23 protein-coding genes and 1 pseudogene are annotated in these 21,731 nt (G+C 63.1%); 17 read left to right on the plus strand and 7 right to left on the minus strand.

Annotated elements, in window-relative coordinates:
• The 7 genes from ATB98_RS11180 (at nucleotide 1) to ATB98_RS11210 (ending at nucleotide 6,032) form a co-directional block, all read left to right on the plus strand.
• Nucleotides 1–303, plus strand: a complete 303-nt coding sequence (locus ATB98_RS11180) for a virulence factor (protein ID WP_066873485.1) — start codon at nucleotides 1–3, stop codon at nucleotides 301–303.
• Entirely contained in the window at nucleotides 296–880 is a 585-nt protein-coding gene (locus tag ATB98_RS11185) for a methylenetetrahydrofolate reductase C-terminal domain-containing protein (RefSeq protein ID WP_066873489.1), read from the plus strand. Before ATB98_RS11180 ends, ATB98_RS11185 begins: the two co-directional genes overlap by 8 nt.
• Nucleotides 877–1,968: a methylenetetrahydrofolate reductase gene (locus tag ATB98_RS11190; protein WP_066873492.1), complete on the plus strand. Its 1,092-nt coding sequence runs from the start codon at nucleotides 877–879 to the stop codon at nucleotides 1,966–1,968. The genes ATB98_RS11185 and ATB98_RS11190 overlap by 4 nt, the downstream gene beginning before the upstream one ends.
• Nucleotides 1,969–2,104: 136 nt before the next feature.
• The gene (locus ATB98_RS11195; RefSeq protein WP_066873494.1) at nucleotides 2,105–3,067 is read left to right on the plus strand and encodes a methyltetrahydrofolate cobalamin methyltransferase; all 963 of its coding nucleotides are present in this window, start codon (nucleotides 2,105–2,107) and stop codon (nucleotides 3,065–3,067) included.
• Nucleotides 3,024–3,407: a hypothetical protein gene (locus tag ATB98_RS11200; RefSeq protein WP_066873497.1), complete on the plus strand. Its 384-nt coding sequence runs from the start codon at nucleotides 3,024–3,026 to the stop codon at nucleotides 3,405–3,407. The genes ATB98_RS11195 and ATB98_RS11200 overlap by 44 nt, the downstream gene beginning before the upstream one ends.
• A gap of 48 nt (nucleotides 3,408–3,455) precedes the next feature.
• On the plus strand, nucleotides 3,456–3,797 hold the full coding sequence (locus ATB98_RS11205) for a hypothetical protein (protein WP_084435433.1): 342 nt from the start codon (nucleotides 3,456–3,458) through the stop codon (nucleotides 3,795–3,797).
• Between the two features lie 159 nt (nucleotides 3,798–3,956).
• Nucleotides 3,957–6,032, plus strand: coding sequence for an ASKHA domain-containing protein (locus ATB98_RS11210; protein ID WP_153435973.1), 2,076 nt, complete (start codon nucleotides 3,957–3,959; stop codon nucleotides 6,030–6,032).
• A gap of 27 nt (nucleotides 6,033–6,059) precedes the next feature.
• Here ATB98_RS11210 and ATB98_RS11215 read toward each other — a convergent pair whose 3' ends face one another.
• Complete coding sequence (locus ATB98_RS11215) at nucleotides 6,060–6,560, minus strand: Lrp/AsnC family transcriptional regulator (protein WP_066873500.1); 501 nt, start codon at nucleotides 6,558–6,560, stop codon at nucleotides 6,060–6,062.
• A gap of 103 nt (nucleotides 6,561–6,663) precedes the next feature.
• On the opposite strand from ATB98_RS11215, the gene ATB98_RS11220 reads away from it, so the two are divergent.
• The 3 genes and pseudogenes from ATB98_RS11220 to ATB98_RS27960 form a co-directional block, all read left to right on the plus strand.
• Nucleotides 6,664–7,875 carry a diaminopropionate ammonia-lyase gene (locus ATB98_RS11220; RefSeq protein ID WP_066873503.1) on the plus strand — a complete coding sequence of 404 codons (1,212 nt, stop codon included), beginning with the start codon at nucleotides 6,664–6,666 and terminating at the stop codon, nucleotides 7,873–7,875.
• On the plus strand, nucleotides 7,872–9,116 hold the full coding sequence (locus ATB98_RS11225; RefSeq protein ID WP_066873506.1) for a Zn-dependent hydrolase: 1,245 nt from the start codon (nucleotides 7,872–7,874) through the stop codon (nucleotides 9,114–9,116). The genes ATB98_RS11220 and ATB98_RS11225 overlap by 4 nt, the downstream gene beginning before the upstream one ends.
• A pseudogene (locus tag ATB98_RS27960) lies at nucleotides 9,113–9,307 on the plus strand (amidohydrolase); the annotation flags it as partial. The gene ATB98_RS11225 and the pseudogene ATB98_RS27960, both read left to right, overlap by 4 nt.
• 122 nt (nucleotides 9,308–9,429) lie before the next feature.
• Here ATB98_RS27960 and ATB98_RS11235 read toward each other — a convergent pair.
• The 3 genes from ATB98_RS11235 to ATB98_RS11245 all read right to left on the minus strand — a co-directional run bounded on the left by ATB98_RS11235 (nucleotide 9,430) and on the right by ATB98_RS11245 (nucleotide 11,246).
• Nucleotides 9,430–9,897 (minus strand): SRPBCC family protein, encoded by a 468-nt coding sequence (locus tag ATB98_RS11235; RefSeq protein WP_066873620.1) that lies wholly within the window; start codon nucleotides 9,895–9,897, stop codon nucleotides 9,430–9,432.
• Between the two features lie 53 nt (nucleotides 9,898–9,950).
• Nucleotides 9,951–10,262 carry an ArsR/SmtB family transcription factor gene (locus tag ATB98_RS11240; protein WP_066873512.1) on the minus strand — a complete coding sequence of 104 codons (312 nt, stop codon included), beginning with the start codon at nucleotides 10,260–10,262 and terminating at the stop codon, nucleotides 9,951–9,953.
• 69 nt (nucleotides 10,263–10,331) lie between these two features.
• Nucleotides 10,332–11,246 (minus strand): LysR substrate-binding domain-containing protein, encoded by a 915-nt coding sequence (locus tag ATB98_RS11245; protein ID WP_084435439.1) that lies wholly within the window; start codon nucleotides 11,244–11,246, stop codon nucleotides 10,332–10,334.
• Nucleotides 11,247–11,387: 141 nt separating this feature from the next.
• Between ATB98_RS11245 and ATB98_RS11250 the strand changes: the two genes are divergently transcribed.
• Entirely contained in the window at nucleotides 11,388–11,678 is a 291-nt protein-coding gene (locus tag ATB98_RS11250) for a hypothetical protein (RefSeq protein WP_066873517.1), read from the plus strand.
• Nucleotides 11,679–11,803: 125 nt separating this feature from the next.
• Complete coding sequence (locus ATB98_RS11255) at nucleotides 11,804–12,004, plus strand: hypothetical protein (protein ID WP_066873520.1); 201 nt, start codon at nucleotides 11,804–11,806, stop codon at nucleotides 12,002–12,004.
• Nucleotides 12,005–12,134: 130 nt separating this feature from the next.
• On the opposite strand, the gene ATB98_RS11260 is transcribed toward ATB98_RS11255, so the two are convergent.
• Nucleotides 12,135–12,827 carry a TetR/AcrR family transcriptional regulator gene (locus tag ATB98_RS11260; protein WP_234781908.1) on the minus strand — a complete coding sequence of 231 codons (693 nt, stop codon included), beginning with the start codon at nucleotides 12,825–12,827 and terminating at the stop codon, nucleotides 12,135–12,137.
• Nucleotides 12,828–13,107: 280 nt separating this feature from the next.
• Here ATB98_RS11260 and ATB98_RS11265 point away from each other — a divergent pair, with 280 nt between their 5' ends.
• The 4 genes from ATB98_RS11265 to ATB98_RS11280 all read left to right on the plus strand — a co-directional run bounded on the left by ATB98_RS11265 (nucleotide 13,108) and on the right by ATB98_RS11280 (nucleotide 17,387).
• Nucleotides 13,108–14,100, plus strand: a complete 993-nt coding sequence (locus ATB98_RS11265; protein ID WP_066873526.1) for an efflux RND transporter periplasmic adaptor subunit — start codon at nucleotides 13,108–13,110, stop codon at nucleotides 14,098–14,100.
• Nucleotides 14,101–14,110: 10 nt separating this feature from the next.
• Nucleotides 14,111–15,352 (plus strand): ABC transporter permease, encoded by a 1,242-nt coding sequence (locus ATB98_RS11270; protein ID WP_066873529.1) that lies wholly within the window; start codon nucleotides 14,111–14,113, stop codon nucleotides 15,350–15,352.
• Entirely contained in the window at nucleotides 15,349–16,035 is a 687-nt protein-coding gene (locus tag ATB98_RS11275) for an ABC transporter ATP-binding protein (protein WP_066873534.1), read from the plus strand. The genes ATB98_RS11270 and ATB98_RS11275 overlap by 4 nt, the downstream gene beginning before the upstream one ends.
• Nucleotides 16,036–16,382: 347 nt before the next feature.
• Nucleotides 16,383–17,387 carry a GlxA family transcriptional regulator gene (locus tag ATB98_RS11280; RefSeq protein ID WP_066873537.1) on the plus strand — a complete coding sequence of 335 codons (1,005 nt, stop codon included), beginning with the start codon at nucleotides 16,383–16,385 and terminating at the stop codon, nucleotides 17,385–17,387.
• A gap of 146 nt (nucleotides 17,388–17,533) precedes the next feature.
• Here the strand turns inward: ATB98_RS11280 and ATB98_RS11285 are convergent, their stop codons facing one another.
• Together ATB98_RS11285 and ATB98_RS11290 are read right to left on the minus strand one after the other, a co-directional pair.
• Nucleotides 17,534–18,826, minus strand: coding sequence for a diguanylate cyclase (locus ATB98_RS11285; protein ID WP_407695291.1), 1,293 nt, complete (start codon nucleotides 18,824–18,826; stop codon nucleotides 17,534–17,536).
• Nucleotides 18,827–19,232: 406 nt separating this feature from the next.
• Complete coding sequence (locus ATB98_RS11290; protein WP_066873540.1) at nucleotides 19,233–20,066, minus strand: response regulator; 834 nt, start codon at nucleotides 20,064–20,066, stop codon at nucleotides 19,233–19,235.
• A gap of 169 nt (nucleotides 20,067–20,235) precedes the next feature.
• On the opposite strand from ATB98_RS11290, the gene ATB98_RS11295 reads away from it, so the two are divergent.
• On the plus strand, nucleotides 20,236–21,645 hold the full coding sequence (locus tag ATB98_RS11295) for an adenylate/guanylate cyclase domain-containing protein (protein WP_066873542.1): 1,410 nt from the start codon (nucleotides 20,236–20,238) through the stop codon (nucleotides 21,643–21,645).
• Nucleotides 21,646–21,731: the final 86 nt, after the last annotated feature.

The following is a 21,731-nucleotide window of genomic DNA, read 5'->3' on the forward strand; positions in this document are numbered from 1 at the left end:
ATGGCAGACCGCATCATCGTCTACTGGCGCGACATCCCCGCGCAGGTCATCATCAAACAGGGCCGAAAGAGCGCCAAACGCGAGTTGTCGCTGCGCTTTACCGAGGCGATCGACATGTGCGCGATGCGCACCGGCGCGGCCGAGACCGACGACTACCTCGCAGAATGGCGCAAGGCCGACCCGGTCCCGGTCTCCGACGATCTCGAAGCGGAGGCCGACAAGGCGGCGGCCGAACTGGAGGCCGCCTACGACAAGGAGCGGCTCGTGGCCCTCGTCAAGTCCGGAGGACGCGACAATGTCTGATCCCAAGGTCGTCACCGGCAACGCCCAGCCCGCCAAGAAGGCGGCAACAGGCGCCTACACCCCTGCAAACGTTTCGCCGAGCCGCCGCGCGCGCCACAAATACACCGTGCGGCTCTGGGCCGTGCGGAATTCACGGTTCCTCGAATGGTTCTACAACCGTTTCGCCGACTTGTTCCTGACACTCCATCCGCTGTGGAACGCCCTCGGCTACAATCGTGTCGAGCGGCCGGTCACTTTCATCGAACGCCACGTGAAGGGTTTTCTCTTCGACTGTCGCATGTGCGGCCAGTGCGCGCTCTCGTCGACGGGCATGTCCTGCCCGATGAACTGCCCGAAACAGCTGCGCAATGGCCCCTGCGGCGGCGTCCGCGCCAACGGCCATTGCGAGGTCGAACCGGACATGCCCTGCGTCTGGGTACAGGCGTGGAAGGGTTCGCAAAACATGGTGAAGGGTGATGCTATCATGAACGTGCAGAAGCCGGTCAATCAGTCGCTGCGCGAAACGTCCTCCTGGCTGCGTGTGACGGCGGAAGCCGCGGCTCGTCGTGATGCCGCTCGGAAGGAAACCCAGCGATGAGCCCGGATATCAACCCTCTCGACCCGAGCGCACCGCTCGACCCGTTGCCCGGCCATACGTCGCGAGGCCGGCTGGAGCGCGTGCTCCGCCGCGGTGAGTTTGCGGTCACCGCCGAGCTCAACCCGCCGGACAGCGCCAATCCGCAGGACGTTTACGAGCGCGCAGCGATCTTCGACGGCTGGGTCGACGGCATCAATGCGGTCGATGCTTCGGGTGCCAACTGCCACATGTCGTCCGTCGGCATCTGCGCGCTCCTGACCCGCATGGGCTATGCGCCGATCATGCAGATCGCCTGCCGCGACAAGAACCGCATCGCCATCCAGGGAGACGTGCTCGGCGCCTCGGCCATGGGCGTTCAGAACATCATGTGCCTGACCGGCGACGGCGTGCAGGCCGGCGACCAGCCGGGCGCCAAGCCGGTATTCGACCTCGACTGCATGTCGCTGCTCGAGACCGTCAGGATCATGCGGGACAACTCGAAGTTCCTCTCCGGCCGCAAGCTGACGACGCCGCCGCAGGTCTTCCTCGGCGCGGCCATCAACCCATTCGCGCCGCCCTACGACTTCCGGCCCTATCGTCTGGCCAAGAAGATCGAGGCCGGAGCGCAGTTCGTCCAGAGCCAATATTGCTTCGATGTGCCTATGTTCCGGGAATACATGAAGAAGGTGCGCGACCTCGGCCTGCATGAGAAATGCTTCATCCTTGTCGGCGTCGGGCCGATGGCATCGGCCAAGACCGCCCGCTGGATCCGTTCCAACGTGCCGGGCATCCATATTCCCGACAGCGTCATCAAGCGGCTCGAAGGCGCCCAGGACCAGAAAGAGGAAGGCAAGCAGCTCTGCATCGACATCATCAACGAGGTGAAGGAGATCGAGGGCGTTTCCGGCGTTCACGTCATGGCCTATCGCCAGGAGGAATATGTGGCGGAAATCGTCCATGAATCAGGCGTCCTGAAGGGCCGCAGGCCATGGAAACCGGAAACCACGCCGACCGACGCGCTCGTCGCCGAGCGGCTGGAGCACCTGCGCGAGGGCGTTGAGGAAAATCAGCAGCAGATGGCCGAAGCCGCGGCGCATCACCCGCATTGAGCCTGCAGGAGGGACGCGGCAATCGCGTCCTTCCGATAGTAAAGAGAAAAACCGGCGCCCCGGACCGTCCAGCGTCTTACAAACAGGAACCGGGCCTGTTACATGGCCCCACGCTTCAAGGATCAAAGGATCTTCCATGACCCGCACCATCGTCGCCTCCGCCACCCGCGAGATCGTCATCGGCTTCGACCAACCCTTCTGCGTCATCGGTGAGCGCATCAACCCGACCGGGCGCAAGAAGCTCGCCGCCGAAATGATCGAAGGCAACTTCGAAACGGTCATCAAGGATGCACTGGAGCAGGTCGCGGCCGGCGCGACGATGCTGGACGTCAATGCGGGTGTGACGGCTGTCAACCCGAACGAGACCGAGCCGCCGCTGCTGGTCAAGACGCTTGAGATCGTACAGGGCCTCGTCGACGTGCCGCTGTCGATCGATAGCTCCGTGACGGCCGCGATCGAAGCCGGGCTGCGCGTCGCCAAGGGGCGCCCGCTCGTTAACTCGGTCACCGGCGAAGAGGAAAAACTCGAGGCGATCCTGCCGCTCGTCAAGAAATACGATGTGCCGGTGGTGGCGATCTCCAACGACGAGACCGGCATCTCGATGGACCCGGACGTGCGCTTCGCCGTCGCCAAGAAGATTGTCGAGCGCGCCATGGATCACGGGATCAAGCCGCACGACATCGTCGTCGACCCGCTCGTCATGCCGATCGGCGCGCTCGGCGATGCGGGCCGGCAGGTCTTCGCGCTGCTGCGTCGCCTGCGCGAAGAGCTGAAGGTGAACACCACCTGCGGCCTTTCCAACATTTCGTTTGGCCTGCCGCACCGCCACGGCATCAATGCCGGCTTCATCCCGATGGTGATCGGCGCCGGCATGACCTCGGCGATCATGAACCCCTGCCGCCCGCAGGAAATGGAAGCCGTGCGCGCTGCGAACGTCCTGAACGGCACCGATGCGAACTGCACCAACTGGATCATGACCTATCGCGACCACAAGCCGGCCGAAGGCGGCCATGCCGTAGCCGCTGCGGCTCCGGCCGCCGGCGGTGGACGCCGCGGTGGGCGTGCGGCCCGAGCCGGCGCTGGCGCAAGAGCGGAATAAGGTTGTTGCCAAACTGCACTTGAAAGGGAGAAAGACGACGAGAAGCCAACTGCGCCTCTTTGCCGTCCTTCTCCCTTTGGTCATCATCGCCAGGTATACGCTGTTTGACGGTGCGGCGGAGTTTCAACGATTCTACGCAGCTCTCCGGACCTCTCTTTTGCCGGTCCTGTTCATAACCGCTGCCGTACTTGCGGTCATATTGGTCGCCACCGTTACGAAGAAAGTCGACCTCGGACCCAAGGAACGGGTCATCGACATTTGCTTCTGGGGCAGCTCGGCCGTGTTGGCAGCAGCCGTCGCTTATGCATTTGCCGTCGTGAAGCTTGCCGGGACGCCGTAAAATCGGACTTCGGCGCCGCCATCGGCACCGTAAGAGTGGAGAGCGCCCATGATGCCACGCCGTCTTCGACTGGACACTGCGACGCTCTTGTTCGAAGCCCCTTTCGTAATCGCGCTACGGCTGCAGGAAATGCAGATGGCCGTGCTCACGGGCAAGACGCAGGACGTGGCCGAACTTTACCGCATGATCTTCGAAAAGGTTGCGGCCACGGCCGATAGTGTCGCCGCCGTCAACGTCGCGCTCTGGAAGGCCTCTTTCGACAACTCGATGCGGCTGATGATGGGCGGCCAGCCGTCCGATCACGGAACGGCGATTGCGTCGGCCGCACTCAGGCCGTATGGCAAGCGAGTGCGCAGCAACGCCCGCCGTCTGTCGCGCAAGAAAGTCTGACCTTCGTCGCGCCCGCAGGAAGTGCCCCCTGGGAAATGATGCTCGCAGATCGTTCGATGTCGGGATTGGACAACTATCCGGCACCGTTCCGGTGCAGTCTGAGTCCGTTTACCCGTGCTTCGCTGTCAAAATGAAGCGGACCTGACGAGAGACTTGAGCATGCGCATCGATAGCACCTCCGAGATCGAGACCAATATGACTGAAGTCACGCAGAAGGATCCCCTGGTGCTTTTCATGCCGTCGGGAAAGCGCGGGCGCTTCCCGGTCGGCACACCGATCCTCGACGCTGCGCGTTCGCTCGGGGTCTATGTCGAGAGCGTCTGCGGCGGACGTGCGACTTGCGGACGCTGCCAGGTCTCCGTGCAGGAAGGCAATTTCGCCAAGCATAAGATCGTCTCGTCGAACGAGCACATCTCGCCGGTCGGACCGAAGGAGCAGCGCTACGCGAGCGTGCGCGAGCTCCCGGACGGCCGCCGCCTGTCCTGTTCGGCGCAGATCCTCGGCGATCTCGTCATCGACGTGCCGCAGGACACCGTCATCAATGCCCAGGTGGTGCGAAAGGCCGCGACGGACCGCGCGATCGAGCGCAATGCCGCCGTCCAGATGTGCTATGTCGAGGTCGACGAACCGGACATGCATAAGCCGCTCGGCGATCTCGACCGGCTGAAAGCTGTTCTGGAGAAGGACTGGGGCTGGAAGGACCTGCTGATCGCGCCGCACCTCATTCCGCAGGTGCAAGGCATCCTGCGCAAGGGTAACTGGGCGGTTACCGCGGCGATCCACCGGGACATGGATTCCTCCCGTCCCTTCATCGTCGGCCTCTCGCCGGGGCTGAAGAACGAGGCCTATGGCGTCGCCTGCGACATCGGCTCGACGACGATCGCCATGCACCTGGTGTCGCTCCTCTCCGGCCGCATCGTCGCCTCCTCCGGAGCATCGAACCCGCAGATCCGCTTCGGCGAGGATCTGATGAGCCGCGTCTCCTACGTGATGATGAACCCGGACGGCCGCGAGGCAATGACCAAGGCGGTGCGCGAGGCGGTGAACGGACTGATCGGCAAGGTTTGCGCCGAAGGCGGGGTCGACCGCCACGACATCCTCGACATGGTGGTCGTCGGCAACCCGATCATGCACCATCTGTTCCTCGGCATCGACCCGACGGAACTCGGCCAGGCGCCCTTCGCGCTCGCCGTATCGGGTGCCCTGCAATATTGGGCGCATGAGGTCGACATAGAGGTCAATCGCGGGGCGAGGCTCTATATGCTGCCGTGCATCGCCGGCCATGTCGGCGCCGACGCCGCCGGCGCAACCCTCTCGGAAGGGCCGCACCGACAGGACAAGATGATGCTGCTCGTCGATGTCGGCACCAATGCCGAAATCGTGCTCGGCAATCGCCAACGTGTCGTCGCCGCCTCCTCGCCGACGGGACCGGCCTTCGAAGGCGCGGAGATCTCCTCCGGCCAGCGCGCCGCCCCCGGAGCGATCGAGCGCGTGCGCATCGACCCGGAAACGCTGGAACCGCGCTTCCGCGTCATCGGCGTCGACAAATGGTCGGACGAAGAGGGATTTGCGGAAGCCGCCGCTGCGACCGGCGTCACCGGCATCTGCGGCTCGGCGATCATCGAAGTCGTCGCCGAGATGTACCTGACCGGCATCATTTCGCAGGACGGCGTCGTCGATGGCGCGATGGCAGCAAGGAGCCGGCGCGTCATTTCCAACGGCCGCACCTTCTCCTACCTGCTGCATGACGGAGAACCGCGCATCACGGTGACGCAGAACGATATCCGGGCGATCCAGCTCGCCAAGGCCGCGCTTTATGCCGGTATCAAGCTCTTGATGGAAAAGCAGGGCGTCGAGCACGTCGACACGATCCGCTTTGCCGGCGCCTTCGGCTCCTTCATCGACCCGAAATACGCGATGGTGCTCGGCCTCATCCCGGATTGCGACCTTACCGAGGTGAAGGCGGTCGGCAACGCCGCCGGCACCGGCGCGCTGATGGCACTCCTCAACCGCGGCCACCGCCGCGAGATCGAGGAAACCGTTAGAAAAATCGAGAAGATAGAGACAGCTCTTGAATCGAAGTTTCAGGAGCACTTCGTCAACGCCATGGCGATGCCGAACAAGGTCGACGCCTTCCCGAAGCTCGCCGAGGTGGTCAGCCTGCCCGAGCGCAAGGTGCTCACCGACGACGGCAGCGAAGGCGGGGGCCGCAGGAGGCGCAGGAGCCGGGAGTGAGGACGGTTCCCCTCACGTTGTCTAAAATCAACCGGCGGGCTTCACCGATTTCAAAGGCACCGTTAGCCCCACCTTGACCCGGTCCATGGCGACGAAGGTTCGGAACCGCTTGACGTTGTTGTTGCCGAAGAACAGACGCCGGGTCAGCGCCTCGTAGTCGGCCATGGTGGCGACGACGATCACCAGGATGAAATCCGCCTCCCCGGTGACGTAATAGCATTGCTGCACTTCCGGCGTCGCCGAGAACTCCGCCTTGGCGGCGTCGATCAACTCGGTCGTCTCGCTGACCACCTCGACCTCGACGAAGATAGTGATCGGCTGGCCGACCTTTGCCGGATCGACGATCGCGCAATTTGCCTGGATGACCCCCGCCTCCTCCATCCGCTTGATGCGCCGTTGCACCGCAGGCGCGGAGAGATTGACCGCCTCGCCGATCGTGCGCTGCGGCGTCGCATTGTCCTTCTGCAGGACATCAAGGATCGCCAGGTCGAAGGTATCGAGGGCGATTTCGGAACCGAGCTTTGCCAAGCAACCTCCTCATGAAACAAACTTGCATTTGCTGCCGCAGAATACAGCGCAATTTTCGTGACTGATGCAATATATCTTCGCCAGCTCTTGCACGAGGTGGGTCATGTTTCTTCTCAACACTCTTCCCGAACACAACCAGGCTCTCGCCCCGGTCGATGCCGAGACCCTCGGCGAAGGTGCGGCGCAAACGGTCGAACGGTTCCTCGCGCACCGCGCCGATCGTGCCGAAACGCCGCTCCGTTCGCTGCCAGGACTGGCAGCGAAGCTTGGCATCGCCGCAACCCACATCAAGGACGAAGGCCATCGCCTGGGGCTCGGGAGTTTCAAGGCGCTCGGCGGAGCATACGCTGTGATCCGGCTTGTTCTCGAGGAAGCCGGCAAGGAACTCGGGCGGACGGTCGATGTTTCCGAAATTCAATCGCCAGAGGTCCAGGCGATCGCTCGCCGCATGACGGTCGCCTGCGCGACCGACGGCAACCACGGCCGATCGGTTGCGCAGGGCGCCGAGCTCGTCGGCGCACGGGCGGCGATCTTCGTGCATTCCGGCGTAAGCGCCGAGCGGGTCGCGGCCATCGCCCGATTCGGCGCAGAGATGATCCGCGTCGACGGTACCTACGACGACTCCGTTCGGGAAGCGGCCCGGATTGCCGACGCGAACGGGTGGACCATCGTGTCGGACACCTCCTGGCCGGGTTACGAGCGCATCCCCGGGCTCGTGATGCAGGGTTACACCGCCCTCGTTCGCGAATCCTTGCGGCAAATGCCGGATCCGCCGACCCACGTGTTCATCCAGTCGGGCGTTGGCGGTATCGCCGCCGCCGTGGCGGGTCATCTGGCGATCGCGCTCGGCGACGAGCGTCCCGTCTTCACAGTGGTCGATCCGGCCCGTGCCGCCTGCATCTTCGAGACGGCGCGCGCGGGGCGTCCGGTGAAGATTGCGCATGGCGAACCGACCGTCATGGCCATGCTTGAATGCTACCAGCCCTCGCTGGTCGCCTGGCGCGTTCTCTCGCGCGTCGCCGACGCCTTCATCACGGTCGACGAGGAAGATGCGATCTCGGTCATGCGTGAGCTTTCCAATCCCGTCGATCGCGACCCGGCCGTCGTCGCCGGCGAAAGCGGCGGCGTCGGACTGGCGGGCCTCTTGAAGGCGGTCCGCGACCCGGCCGTCAAAGACGCACTTCGCATCGATCAACATGCGCGAATCTTCCTCGTAAACACGGAAGGGGCAACCGACCCCGGCAAATATGAAGAGATCGTCGGGCTGCCACCCGCCGCGGTCGCAGCGAAGAACGAGATGGGAGCCAAGGCATGAACGATCTTTCGATCGATGCAGCGCGTCTCCTCGAACGCATCCGCACGCTTGGCGCCATCGGGCGCGACGAGAGCGGGCGACTGACGCGCCTGGCGGCCTCCGATACGGAGAAGGTCGGTCGCGACCAGTTCGTCTCCTGGCTTGACGAAGCCGGTCTTGAGGTCGCCGTGGATCGCATCGGCAATATCCTCGGCATCTGGAGGCCCGACGGAGTGGGCGACCGGCAGCCGCTGATGCTCGGCTCGCACATCGATACCGTCATCGACGCTGGCATCTATGATGGGTGCTATGGGGTACTCGCCGCTCTCGAGGTGATACAGACCCTGAAAGCCCAAGGGTTTGCTTCATCGCGTCCGGTGGTCGTCGTCGCCTTCACCAATGAGGAAGGCGTCCGCTACGCACCTGACATGATGGGGTCGCTGGTCTACGCAGGCGGTCTCGACCTCGACGCGGCACTCGCCACCCTCGGAACGGACGGCTCTGTTCTTGGCGACGAACTGAGGCGCATCGGTTATGCCGGGGCACAGGAGCCAGGCTTCTTCAAGCCGCATGCCTATATCGAGCTGCACATCGAGCAGGGCCCGGTTCTCGAGCGCGAGGGCATTCCTGTCGGCGCCGTGCAGAACCTTCAGGGCATTTCCTGGCAGATGGTAACGATCGAAGGCGACGCCAATCATGCGGGCACCACGCCAATCTCGATGCGCCGTGATGCCGGCCACGCCGCCGCTCGTGTCATCACCTTCCTGCGCGACCGGGCGAAGGGTTCGAATACGCCGACCGTCGCCACGGTCGGCTGTATCGACTTCGAGCCCAATGCCATCAACGTCATCCCCTCGCGCGCGCGTTTCACGGTCGATCTGCGCGACCCGGATGAGGACCGCCTGAAGGAGGAGGAAGCTGCACTTGCCGCGTTTCTCGACCACCTCGCCGCCGAAGAGCAGGTCGGCATATCTGTCGAGCGCCTGGCCCGGTTTGAGCCGGTCACCTTCGATCGGCGGATCGTGGAACTGGTTGAGAAGGCGGCGCGGGAGCGCGGTCTCGCCTGCAGGCGGATGACCTCGGGAGCCGGGCACGACGCGCAGATGATTGCCCGGATCGCACCGTCCGCGATGATCTTTGTCCCGAGCATCGGCGGCATCAGCCATAACCCGAAGGAACACACCACTGACGAAGACCTTGTCGCGGGAGCCAATGTTCTCCTGGACGTCGTCCGCGAGCTTGCGAGGAAGGATTGCTTATGACCGTCGATAGGGACGCCCTTCACGAGGAAATGATCGTCTGGCGGCGCGACCTCCACGCCCATCTCGAATTCGGTTTCGACGAAAAACGGACATCCGCCTTCGTGGCGAAGAAGTTGCGGGAGTTCGGGTTCGATGATGTCGTCGGGGGAACGGGGGTCGTCGGAACGCTGAGGCGCGGGAGCGGCAATCGCAAACGATGCAGGGCTCCTTTACGGCGCGGCTTTTCACGCGGCGATCGTTCGGCATCGCCTGCCGGCGGCATAGTTGCCGCCGGCCCTGGGGATACCTCATGGAAATTCGGCCAAGGCGAGGCTCAAGCCACCGTGGCGGCATAGGATGCCAGGAGACCGCCCCAGCCGGTCTCGGAATCGAACCTGCGGCGCATCTCTTCGGCCTTCGATCCGAAATTCGCAAGGTTGCGGTGTTCGAGGGTCACGGTCGTCTCGCCGTCGCCCTTCGCTTCGAAGCGGACTTCCACCTCGCTGTAGAATTCCGGATCGAAGGTGAAATCCGCGTTGAGCTGCCAGGCGAAGAGGATGCGGTTCGGCCGGTCGTAATCGATGACGCGGCCCCAGTCGCACTCCTCGCCGGAATTGCCGATTTCGTACCAGCGGCCGCCGGCAAAGGTCTCGACCACCACCGTCTTCTGGCCGGATTGCGAGACGCTATGCTCCTTGATCCACCAGTTCCCCATGCCGTTGACAAAGACATCGAATGCTTTCTCCGGGGGCACGTGTACGGTCACAGACTTGCGGACCGCTGCTGGCTCGATCGTGTGCATGATACCTCCCTCCGATTGTCCGGCCATGACGGCGCGGCGGTACCGGCCGCTCATCACTGGTCATCTTTATCCTCGACGGCGACTGTGAAGGCGGCGAGCTGATCGTCCCAGAAGCGGTCGAGCCATCGCCTGAGCGGCCCGAGGCCTTTCGGGTCGATCGAATAGATGCGCCGTGCACCGTCCGGCTCGTCGCGGACGAGGCGCGCTTCCTTCAAGACCTTCAGGTGCTGCGATATCGCCGGCTGCGAAACGGGCACGGCGCGCGCCAACTCGGCGACCGAATGCCGCCGCTCAGCAAGACGCTCGAAAATGGCGCGTCGGGTCGGGTCGGCCAGTGCGGCAAATAGTCTACCTTCATAAGCCATGATTTATAATAAGCGATAGCTTATAGAAGTCAACTTCGCAGCCTTGCCCGAAATCGTTCCGGGAAGATCCTAACCGGCAGCGGCCACCCTCGCCGGCTGCATCTGAAGCTCCGCGAAGGCTTCGCGGACATGATCGGCAACCGCAAGGACCGGCGCCGGGGCATCCTCTATCACCTTCAGGCCGATGTCATAATGGCCTAGATCCGGCAGACCGTCGCGCTCGCCAAGCGCGATCATGTCGCCCTGGACGAGATAGCGCGGCAACGGCGCGATCGCGAGCCCGGCGAGGACGGCCGCGCGCTGCCCGGTCGTATAGGCGCTGAGGAATGCGACGCGAAACTTGCGGCCGGCTCGAGAAAGCTTCTCGACCGCATCGGCGCGCCACACGCAGCCGTCCTCCCACATGGAGACCGGCAGCGGATCGCGCAGATGCGCGTCGCCGCATTTCGCGCCAGCCCAAACCAGCTTCTCCTGCATCAGGATTTCGCCGTCCTTCGCCGCCTCGTCAGAAAGGCTGTTATAAATCGCGATGTCCAGCCGATGCTCGTCGACGCGCTTGCGCATCGCATTGCTCATGCCGATCGACACGTCCACCGTGACGTTCGGATAGGATTCGGCAAAGCGCTTGAGGACATCGGGCAGTATGCGTTCCCCAACGTCTTCCGGCGCGCCGACACGCACGACGCCGTTCATGTCCGGCATCAGGAAGCGCGACACCGTCTCATTGTTCAGCGACAAGAGCCGCCGGGCGAAGCCGAGAAGCAGCTCACCCTTGGGGGTCAGCGACACCGAGCGTGCGTCGCGCAGAAAGAGCGTGCAGCCGAGCATCTCCTCCAGTTTCTTGATCTGCATCGAGACCGCCGAAGGAGTGCGATACACCGTCTCCGCGGCGGTGGTGAAGTTGCCGGTTTCGGCGATGGCGACGAAGGTCTTCAGCACGTCCATCTCGAGCAGCGGAAGCGCGTGGCGCAGCATCATGTTCATGGCGGCATCCTCATTCAGAAATTCTGAAAGATAGATTAACTTCATTTCGTTTGATTGAACATCAGAAGCGAGCGATAGTCAAGCTGCAAGGACGGGCGAGGCAGATGCCGAACCGTCCGAACCCAGGGCAAGGAGAAGGCCATGTCCACTCTGACATTGATCCACGGCGGTACCGGCGTCGGACGGCGGCTCCAGGGCGCGGGCGCGGCCTCTGCCCTGCCCCGCTCCGGCGACGATGGCGACATGGTTCTTGCGATGCTCGCGCGCGCCCGCTCGCTGATCGATCGTGTCGCCGACCGAAGGCGCGCCGACAACGTCGTCAGGAATCGGGTGGAAACCCGCCGCCAATTGGCGAAACTGCCGGCGCGGGTTCGCAACGACCTGTTACAGCCGGAACAGCAGCCGATACCGCCATCCGCTAGAAGCGACTAGTGCGGCGAAAACAGATCACGATGTTTGATGAAAAAGATCAAACATATTCGTTTGAATGATCAATCGCGTTGCGCCATATACAATCCATGGTCGCGACCTTTTGAAAAACTCAGAAGGAACCAGCAATGTCTACGAACCAGCATTCATCCTCCGCATCGAGCCAGGGCCACTCGGCACTGCCCGGTCTTTTCAGCCTGCGCGCCCGCGCCTGGGCCGCTTGGAAGCGGCATCGCAACGAACGCGTTCTGGAGAACCTCTCCTACGACACGCTGAAGGACATCGGCTTCCCCTCCGTCGATGATGCGGTGCACAAGACGGAACAATGAGTAAAGGCTCCCCCAAATGCCGTCCTCCCGGCATTGACCGCATAGCGAGCCTCTGAAGGGCATTCCGGTCGACGGAGTGCCCTTCTTGTTTTGGTGGGCGCATTTTCCGCCCTTTGACGAGATTACGGCATCAACGTTTCGAGGGACCGGCCTCGAGGAATGCGCGCGCAAAGCCGTGTTCCGCGACCTTGATCGTCCCATCGGGCAACTTCAGGAGCCGATCGATCGCCACGCCGTAGAGCCGGAGCCGCTCGTCCAGCAATTCAGCCGCTTCGTCGAGATCCCCCTCCTCGGCCCGGCGCAACGCCTTGTGCATCACTTCCCGGAACGTCAGCCGCAGTTGCAGAAGCATGTCGGCAAAGGCTCGCGGATCCGGAATGTCGAAAAGCCCTTCCTCGCTGCCCCTTTCGAGGATTGCGCAAATAAGCGGCGCAGCGATTTCCCTGACCGTTTCGTCGATCTTGTGAAAGAGCACGACGTTTTCCGGGCGGAAGAGGACGTCGAAGGTGCTGTGCAGCTGCGGCGCCAGTTCCACGTTCAACCGCCGCGATCCGGCCATGAGGGCGTTGAGCCGGCCGACCGCGTCGAGCGACGGGTCGTCGAGCACGGGCCGCAGCGCCGTGATGCTGTCGCTCGCCAGACGCACCGCAAGCGCCTCGAGAAGCGCCTCCTTCGAGGCAAAGTAATGATAGAACGCGCCTTTCGACACGCCGGCTTCGCGAATGATGTCGTTCACCGTCGTGTTGTCGTAGCCATTCGCGAAGAAAAGCCGCTGGGCACAATCGAGAAGCTCGGCGGATCGAATCTCAGGCGACTTTATCACTCGGGCCAAGGCGGTTTCCCTAGAGCATTTTGCAGTCGGGTGGAAACACCCGACGTAGTACAAATGCGTCAAAACAAACAGATAGAGCGGTGGTGCGAACGCATGTGAGCGCATCCCGCTCTGAGTGTGGCTTGCCGGCGCGTGATGAGCGTGACGAGCGGATCGGAACCAACTCGTTACCGGCGCGTTTGACCTGGATAATAGACCGACGGTCGGTCTAATGCTATAGGTTCACCGGGTATAAGTGCTTAGGGAGTGGTACGTGCGGCTCGCACGCTGGATGGTAGGCGTCCTCGGTCTTGCGGCGGTCGCCGGTTCGACGGCATGGCTCGCCTGGAGGCCGACGGAAGTCTCGGTCGTGCGGGCGTCACGCGGTGATGCGGCGCAAATCGTCTATGCGAGCGGCAGCGTCGAGCCGCGGACCTGGGCCAAGGTGGCGCCTGTCGTCCGCGACAGGATCGTGGAGCAATGCGACTGCGAGGGGTCGAGGGTCGCGCGCGGCGACGTGCTTGCCCGGCTCGACGACAGCCAGGTGCGGGCCACACTGGGCGAACTCGAAGCGCGGCGAGCCCTGGCGCAGGAAGAGTACCGGCGCCTCTCCGTGCTTGCCGGACGGAATGTGACCAGCCAGCAGGCGCTCGACCGCGCTCGCGCCGAGCTCTTGCAGATCGAGGCGCTGATTGCCGGGCAGAAGGCGCGCCTGGAAACCTACGTATTGCGAGCGCCGGCCCCCGGCGTCGTGCTGAGGCAGGATGGCGAGGTAGGCGAAGTCGCCGAACTGGGAACGGTCCTTGTCTGGGTCGGCGAGCCGAAGCCGCTCCTGGTGATCGCGGAGGTCAACGAGGAGGACATCCCGCGCGTTCAAGTCGGTCAGCGCGCGCTCTTGCGGGCTGACGCCTTCCCGGGGCAGGATCTCGAGGCGGTGGTCGACAGCATCACGCCGAAAGGCGATTCCGTCACGAAGACCTATCGCGTTCGCCTGCGCCTGCCCGACGACACGCCGCTCAAGATCGGCATGTCGACTGACGTGAATATCGTGACACGGGTCTCGAAGAACGCGCTCCTGATCCCGTCCGTCGCCATCGAAGCCAACGAGGTCTTCGTCGTCGAAGACGGGACGGCCCGGCGGCGCGTGATCCGCACCGGGATTCGCGGCACAAACGGCGTCGAGGTGCTGGCCGGCATTGACGAGGACGCTCTTGTGATCTCACCCTTTCCCGACCTCGCCGATGGCGCGCGCGTGACCGTCGCGTCGCGGCAGGATCGGTCCTGAGCCTGGAAACATGCGCCTCATCTTCGACATCGCAGCCACGCATATCACAGGCCGCGGCCGTCAGATGCTCGTTGCCGTGCTCGGCGTCGCGGTGGGCGTGGGCTTCTCCATCGCCATGGCGGCGCTGATGCAGGGCGGGCAGGACGATTTCGTAAGGCAGATGGTCGACACTATGCCGCATGTCGACATCAGCGACGAGCGCCGCACGCCCCGCCGTCAGCCCGCCGAGGACGTGTTTGCGACGGCGGCGATCTCGGGGCTGAGGCCGCGCGACGACAGGCGCGGGATCATCAACCCCACGGCAGCGACCGCCTGGCTCGAAAGCTGGGTTCCGGGACGGTTCGCAGCCAGCCTCAAGGCGCAAGGCGTGATCCGCTATGCCAGCCGCGAGGTCGGGGCTGCCATCATCGGCGTCGATCCCGAACGCGAGCTCGCCGTCTCGCCCATCGCCGAGGACTTCGTCGAAGGCAGCTTCGCTGCGCTTATCGCGGGCGGCAACAATATTGTCGTCGGCGACACGATGGCGACGCGACTAGGCGCCGGCTTCGGCGACACGATTACCGCGGTGTCTTCGGAAGGTCTGACACGCAATTTCAAGATCGTCGGCCTGTTCCACACAGGCACGACCGCACGCGACGAGGGCGAGGCCTACGTGCTTCTGAAGAACGCGCAAATCCTCTCTGCGCGGCCGAATGCCATCAACGAGATTCGTATCAAGCTCGACGATCCGGGCCTTGCGCCATCGGTGGCGCGCCGCGCCGAATCCGAACTTGGCTACGAGGCCGTTGCCTGGCAGGAGGCGAACGAATCGATCCTCGAGGCGCTCGTCATCCGCAACGTCATCATGTACACGGTCGTCGGCGCGATCATGCTCGTTGCCGGCTTCGGCATCTACAATATCATCTCCACCATCACGCACGAGAAGGCGCGCGATATCGCCATCATGAAGTCTCTCGGTTTCCGGGAGGCCGATATGCGCGGGCTTTTCCTCCTCGAAGGCGTGGCGATCGGCGCGGCTGGTTCCGCGCTTGGCTCGCTGCTCGGTCTTGCCATGACCTACGCACTGTCGCTGATACGTTTCGAGATCGCCGCGACGGGCCAGGAGATGACGCATCTGCCGATCACCTGGAGCCTGCTTCACTATGTCATCGCATCGGCTTTCGCACTGAGCTCGGCGGCGGTGGCGGGATATTTGCCGGCGCGCCGCGCGGCGGGCCTCAATCCGGTCGACATCATCCGGGGCGCATCATGAGCGTGCTCATCGAAACCGAGAAGCTGACGCGCATCCTGCCGGAGACCGTCCCCGTCACACTGGTCAGGGACGTCTCGCTTTCGATCGGAGAAAAGGAATTCGTCGCCATCACCGGACCGTCAGGCTCCGGCAAATCCTCCCTGCTCTACCTCCTGGGCCTGCTCGACCGCCCGACCAGCGGTATCCTCAGGATTGCCGGCCGCGACACCGAGCCCATGAACGAGCAGGAGCGTGCCGCAACGCGGCTTTCCACGCTCGGCTTCGTGTTCCAGTTCCACTTTCTGCTCCCGGAATTCACCGCGCGCGAGAATGTCGAGATCCCGATGCGTCGGCTCCGACGGCTGGGGCGAGCGGAAATCCGCGCGCGGGCCGCGGAGTTGCTCGCGTCGTTGGGGCTTGGCGAACATATCGACAAACGGCCCGACCAGCTTTCCGGCGGCCAGCGCCAGCGCGTGGCGGTCGCCCGGTCGCTTGCCAATGACCCTGCGGTCATCCTCGCCGACGAGCCCACCGGAAGCCTGGACAGCCATAGCTCCGAACAGGTCTTCAACATCCTGGAAAGCCTGGTGCGCGAACGCGGCAAGACGGTCATCGCCGTGACGCACGATCTCGACATGGCAGCGCGCATGGATCGGCAAATCCGTCTCGTCGACGGCAAGATCGACTACGGCATGTCTTCTTGAACCGACCCGGATCAAGGACAAACTCCGGCATTGCGTCGCATCTTGTCAAATACCGACATCGGTCCGATGAACGGAAATGAAGTCGCAATCGGCAAAGCGGCAACGGAACGAGCAAGCACAACTCCTGATCGAGTTTGCGCGCTTCTTGTCAGATAGCGTCATGGCTTCCGGGTCCAACGTCGCTTTTTCGCACGATCCCTGCTGAGCCGCCGAGCGGGCGGAAATCCGCCATGTCGCAATGCGAAATCCCTTCTCAGTCGCGGCTGTCCATGTCAATGTCGTAAATAGACATGCTGGAGCACTATATTCCAAGCGACGAATAGGCTGGCCGTAGCCTGGGAGGTCTCATGAACAAGCCCCTGACGAAAAAGCGCTCGCTCGTCTTCTTTCTGGTGCCTAACTTTTCCATGCTGCCCTTTTCGGCAGCGATCGAAACACTCCGCATTGCCAACCGTATGCTCGGCTATGACGCCTATATCTGGCGCCTCGCTTCGACGGACGGCCAAAAAGTCTTTTCGTCAGCGGGTATTGCTCTCGAGGTGAATACCTCTCTCGCCGATGAACGCAAGTACCTTGCCGGGGAAAGTCGCCCCTCGATGGTGCTGGTCTGTTCCGGCGTCTATGTCGAAGAGTTCCAGAACAAGTCGGTGAACGCATGGCTGCGCGAAGTCTACAACCGTGGCATCGCCGTCGGCAGCCTCTGTACCGGCGCCCATGTCCTGGCCTCCGCAGGCCTGCTTACGGGCAAGCGCTGCGCCATCCACTGGGAGAACCTGCCGGGCTTTTCCGAAAGCTTCCCGCAGGCTGAAGTCTACGCCGATCTCTACGAGATCGACAGCAACATCTACACCTGCGCCGGCGGCACCGCCTCGCTCGACATGATGCTGAACCTGATCGACCAGGACTTCGGCGAAAACCTCGTCAACCGCGTCTGCGAACAGGCCCTCACCGACCGCGTCCGCGGACCGCACGACCGGCAGCGCCTGCCGCTGAGAGCGCGCCTCGGCGTCCAGAATGCCAAGGTGCTCTCGATCATCGAGCTCATGGAGGCCAACCTCTCCGAACCGCTCTCGCTGCTCGAGATCGCCGAAAGCGCCGATCTTTCGCGCCGCCAGATCGAGCGGCTCTTCCGACAGGAAATGGGGCGTTCGCCTGCGCGCTACTATCTGGAAATCCGCCTCGACCGCGCCCGGCACCTGCTCATCCAGTCGTCGATGCCCGTCGTCGAAGTCGCCGTCGCCTGCGGCTTCGTCTCCGCCTCGCACTTCTCCAAGTGTTATCGCGAGCTCTACAACCGTTCGCCGCAGCAAGAGCGCGCCGAACGCAAGCTTACCCTGCAGATGGTACGCTGACGGGCGCCAGAGCATTTTGCGGCGAGTGGAATCACCTGACGTCGCACAAACGCGTCGAAAACAAACAGAGGGAGCGGTGGCGCGAACGCGTGTGAGCGCATGCCGCCCGCCCGCTTGCTCCAGTGTCGAGCCCGATTTGACTGCCGTCACGATGCCAATGCATCGAGCAGAGCGAGTTCCGACATCACCCGGTTCCGCCCCGCATGCTTCGCCATGTAGAGGAACTGGTCGGCCGCGTGCAGATAGTTGTCGAACGACTCGGGCGCCTCGATCGTGGCCAGGCCGACGGAGACCGTGATCGTCAGTTCCTCGTCGTCGGCAACGATCTTCGACTTCGCGAGCCCGAGCCGGATCCGTTCGCAGAAGGCGAAAGCCTCGCGGACGCTGAGCCCATTGAAAAGGATCGAGAACTCCTCGCCGCCGAGGCGCGCGAGAAGGTGCTCCTCCCCGACCAGCGCCTTCATCCGTCGCGCCACATGCTTAAGGACGATGTCGCCGATCTCGTGGCCGTATGTATCGTTCAGCCGCTTGAAATGGTCGATGTCGAGAATGGCGATTGACGTGCCGTCGCCGCGCCTCAGACACTGATCGACGAGACGCGGCCCGGTGAGAAAGAAATGGCGGCGGTTGTATATGCCGGTCAGATAATCGCTGGCCGCCACCCGCCGAAGCGCCTGCATGCGCTTCTGCATCGCGGCGGCGTAGCGGACGCGGCCGCAGAACTCCGCCTCCAGGAACGGCTTGCGGACAAAGTCGGCACCGCCGGCCTCGATGAAGCGCGCCGCCAATCGCGCATCGCCCTCGTCCGAAAGACCGATCACCGGCATGGCCTCGTCACCTTGCCGATCGTGGATCTCCTTCAACAGGACCGCTCCGGCCATGTCGGCGAGATTGGTGTCGGTCACGACGACATCGATCGCATCCCCCGCATCGATAACATGCAAAGCCGCGTCACCACGCGACGCCTCCACGACCGAGATCCGCTGCTCGCGCAAGATGCCCGCGAGGTCGTGGAGCGAGGCCAGGTTGGAATCGACGAGGAGCACAGTGGTCCGGCCATTTGCCAGGGCGCGGTCGACGGCGGCGATCAAGCGATTGATCGAGTCCGGCTCGTTCTTGACGATGCAATCGACCACGCCGCGGCTGAGGATCGTCTCGCGCGTGCCGTCGTTGAATGCGGCCGTGAAGACGATGGCCGGTATTCTTTCGTGCAGGACGAGGTCCAGCGCCTCGCAATTCGGCGCATCGGGCAGGTTCAGGTCGAGCACGACGAGGGAAAATCCCTCTGCGGCCTCTGCAAGCTCTTCCCTGGCCGCCTTGAGCGAGGCGCAATGGGTGACGTTGAGGCCATGCGTGACCTCCAGCCCATGCTTCAGCGCGGTCGCAAACATGCGCGAATCCTCGATGAGCAGCAGACGCTTGTCGCGGTGCTTTTGCACGGCATTCGCCCTTCCTGGCGTGCGGCGCAATCTCACGGTCCCTGCGGCCCCCATCCCTCCAGCAGCATCGTCACCCGGGCGGTACGACGCCGCAATCAAATTCCGTAACGCATCATGCGGCCGCGAAGCTCAGCGCCTTGCCGCTTAGGTAACGCAGGGGAGCCGCAACACCTACCGGCCGCATGGCTCCATGCTTGAGACGGCACCGCCCCAAGAGCATTGCGAAAGAAAGGTCACGCTTGCCGACCATGCAATTACGTCCGGCTCGCGCCCGCACCGAAGTTGCCGTTCGGCGCGGCAGGCATGGCCGGAAATTCCCCACTTCATTTGAGGGGATTGAAAAGCCTGCGGGTTGCAATTTCGTTAACAGATCAACCGGACGGCGGATTTCGTCCCAAGTCGTCTCTCATGCCGGGACTTTTGCCTTCACACTCAAGGTCCTGATTTTGGCGAGAGTGTCGAGGTTCTGGTTGACGCGGCAATAGAACTCCTCGTTGACGAAGGGCCGAACGACAAAATCGTTGCCGCCGGCCTTCAGGAAGCGCGCGGAAAGCAGCCGGTTCGTCGAGGACGATACGCCGATGATGCGCAACTGATGCGGACCGTGCGCCGCACGGATCCGGCGCGTGAGCTCGAAACCGTCGATGTCCGGCATGTTGTAATCGGTGATGACGAGTTCGATGTCGGGATTTTCCTTGAGGATTGCGAGCGCCGCTGCACCGCTGTCGGCCGAGCTCGTGCGAAAATTGTAGCGCTTCAACTGCGTCGTCAGGACGGCACGGGCGGTCGGGCTGTCGTCGACGATCAGCACGTGATGCTTGTGGTTGGTCAGGAACCGGCAAACAGATTCCGCCAGCATGTCGACGGCAAAGACGCTGTCCTTGATGACGTAATCGACAATGTCCTTGGCGAGGATCGCCTCGCGCGTGCTCTCCTGGAACGAGCCGGTGAACACGATCGTCGGCACGCTCATGTCGATCAGGTAGTTCAGCGCCTCGCCGTTCTCAGCGCCAGGCAAATTGATGTTGGAGATCGCAAGCGCCGCGGGAAAGGAAGCGTTCTCGACTGAGAACTGCAGGTCCTCGTAGTCGCGGCAGACGATCACGTCGATATCGAACAGCTCCTTCAGCCGCTTCGAAACCATCGATGCAAAGAGATTGGAGTCCTCGGCAAGCACGATGCGGTGCTGTCCGAGGGATTCGCCGGAATAGTACATTCCGGAAACGCCGAAGAATGACATTGATCGCCCTGAAAAAAGTGTCCCCGAAAGTCATCCTAGGGGCAAAAGGCTTTATCGGGTGTTAATGTGAAAGGTGTCTTTCGACCGCCGCCCGGGCCCTTGGCGAGGCCCCTCGTCACGACCTTCGTATTTCGCTGACCACCTTTCGATTTCCGTATAGAATGCATCCATGAATGAAGCTCAGACCTTGTACGAAGTACTGCGCCAGTCGGTGAGGCCGGAGATCGTCGATGCATTCGAGCGACGCGTTCGGGATGCGCCCGATCACAAGCTCTGCCGCATCAACGCGCTCGCCTTCGCGGCAGCCGAGGGGCTGGATGAGGAGGAGACGGTTGCGGGCTTCCTGCAGGCTTCCCGTCTCGGCATTTTCGAACTTTCATGGAACGTGCTCTGCCCCGGCTGCGGCGGAGTGCTCGATGCCAACACCTCGCTGAAGACCGTCCAGAGCACCGAGTATACCTGCGCGCTCTGTGCGGCCGGCTACGAGCCGACGCTCGACGAGATGGTTGAGGTGACCTTCACGGTCAGCCCGCGGGTCCGGCATATCGCGGCCCATAACCCGCATGCGCTGCCGCCGGCCGAGTATTTCCGCCAGATCTACTGGGGTTCGGGCATCGATCTCCCGGAAGGGGACTACGAGGCGAAGGTCGACGAATTCGTCCTCGAGGCGCTGGAATTGCCACCGGGTGAGAAGGCGGTCATCTCGCTGCAGCTTCCGGCCGAATTCGTCATCGTCTTCGAGCCGGTGACCCACGCGGCACAATTCCTCGACATGAAAGGTGAGCCTACGAAGGAGCGGCGCAACCTATCGCTCGTCTTTGATCGTTCGCACCGCCATAGCGAGACGCTGACCCTGCAGCCGGGACCGATCCGTGTCCAGGTGGAAAACCACGCCGAAGTGCGCACGCTCCCCTCGGTCTGTGTGGCGGGTGAGGCGCTGCATGCATTGCTCGGCCGCCGGCGGCCGTTCCTCACCGCCAAGCGGCTGCTCTCCAATCAGACGTTCCGCGATATCTACCGGACTGACACGCTCGACGTGGACCAGCGGCTGAAGATCACCAGCCTCACCTTTCTCTTCACCGACCTGCGCGGATCGACCGAGCTCTACGAACGCGTCGGCGACCTCGCCGCCTTCGATCTCGTGCGGACGCATTTCAAGGTCCTCAACGAGATCGTCGCCGCCGAAGCGGGCGCCGTCGTCAAGACGATCGGCGACGCCGTGATGGCCACCTTCCCGACGCCGGACCGGGCAGTCGCCGCGGCGATGCGTATGCGCGACGCTATGCGCGCGCTCAATGAAGAGCGCGGCAGCGAGGACCTGCTTTTGAAAATCGGTATCCACGAGGGACCATGCATCGCCGTCAATCTCAATGAGAGGCAGGACTATTTCGGCCAGACCGTCAACATCGCCTCGCGAGTCCAGCACCTCGCCACCTCGCGTGAGATTTTCGCCACCGGGTCGGTGCTCGACGATCCGCGCGCATCCAGCCTGCTTACCGACCGCGGCCTGAACCCCATGGCGCACAACATGACGCTGCGCGGTATCGCCAACGAGATCAGCATTTTTGCCATTCCGTGAATGCGGTGCCGACGGCGACGGCGCCCGCTCTGACACCCCGCAGGCGTCTACGACCGAATTGGCGGCGAATATTTCCTGACACCTGT

The organism is Sinorhizobium saheli, assembly GCF_001651875.1.
GTDB classification, from domain to species: Bacteria; Pseudomonadota; Alphaproteobacteria; order Rhizobiales; family Rhizobiaceae; genus Sinorhizobium; species Sinorhizobium saheli.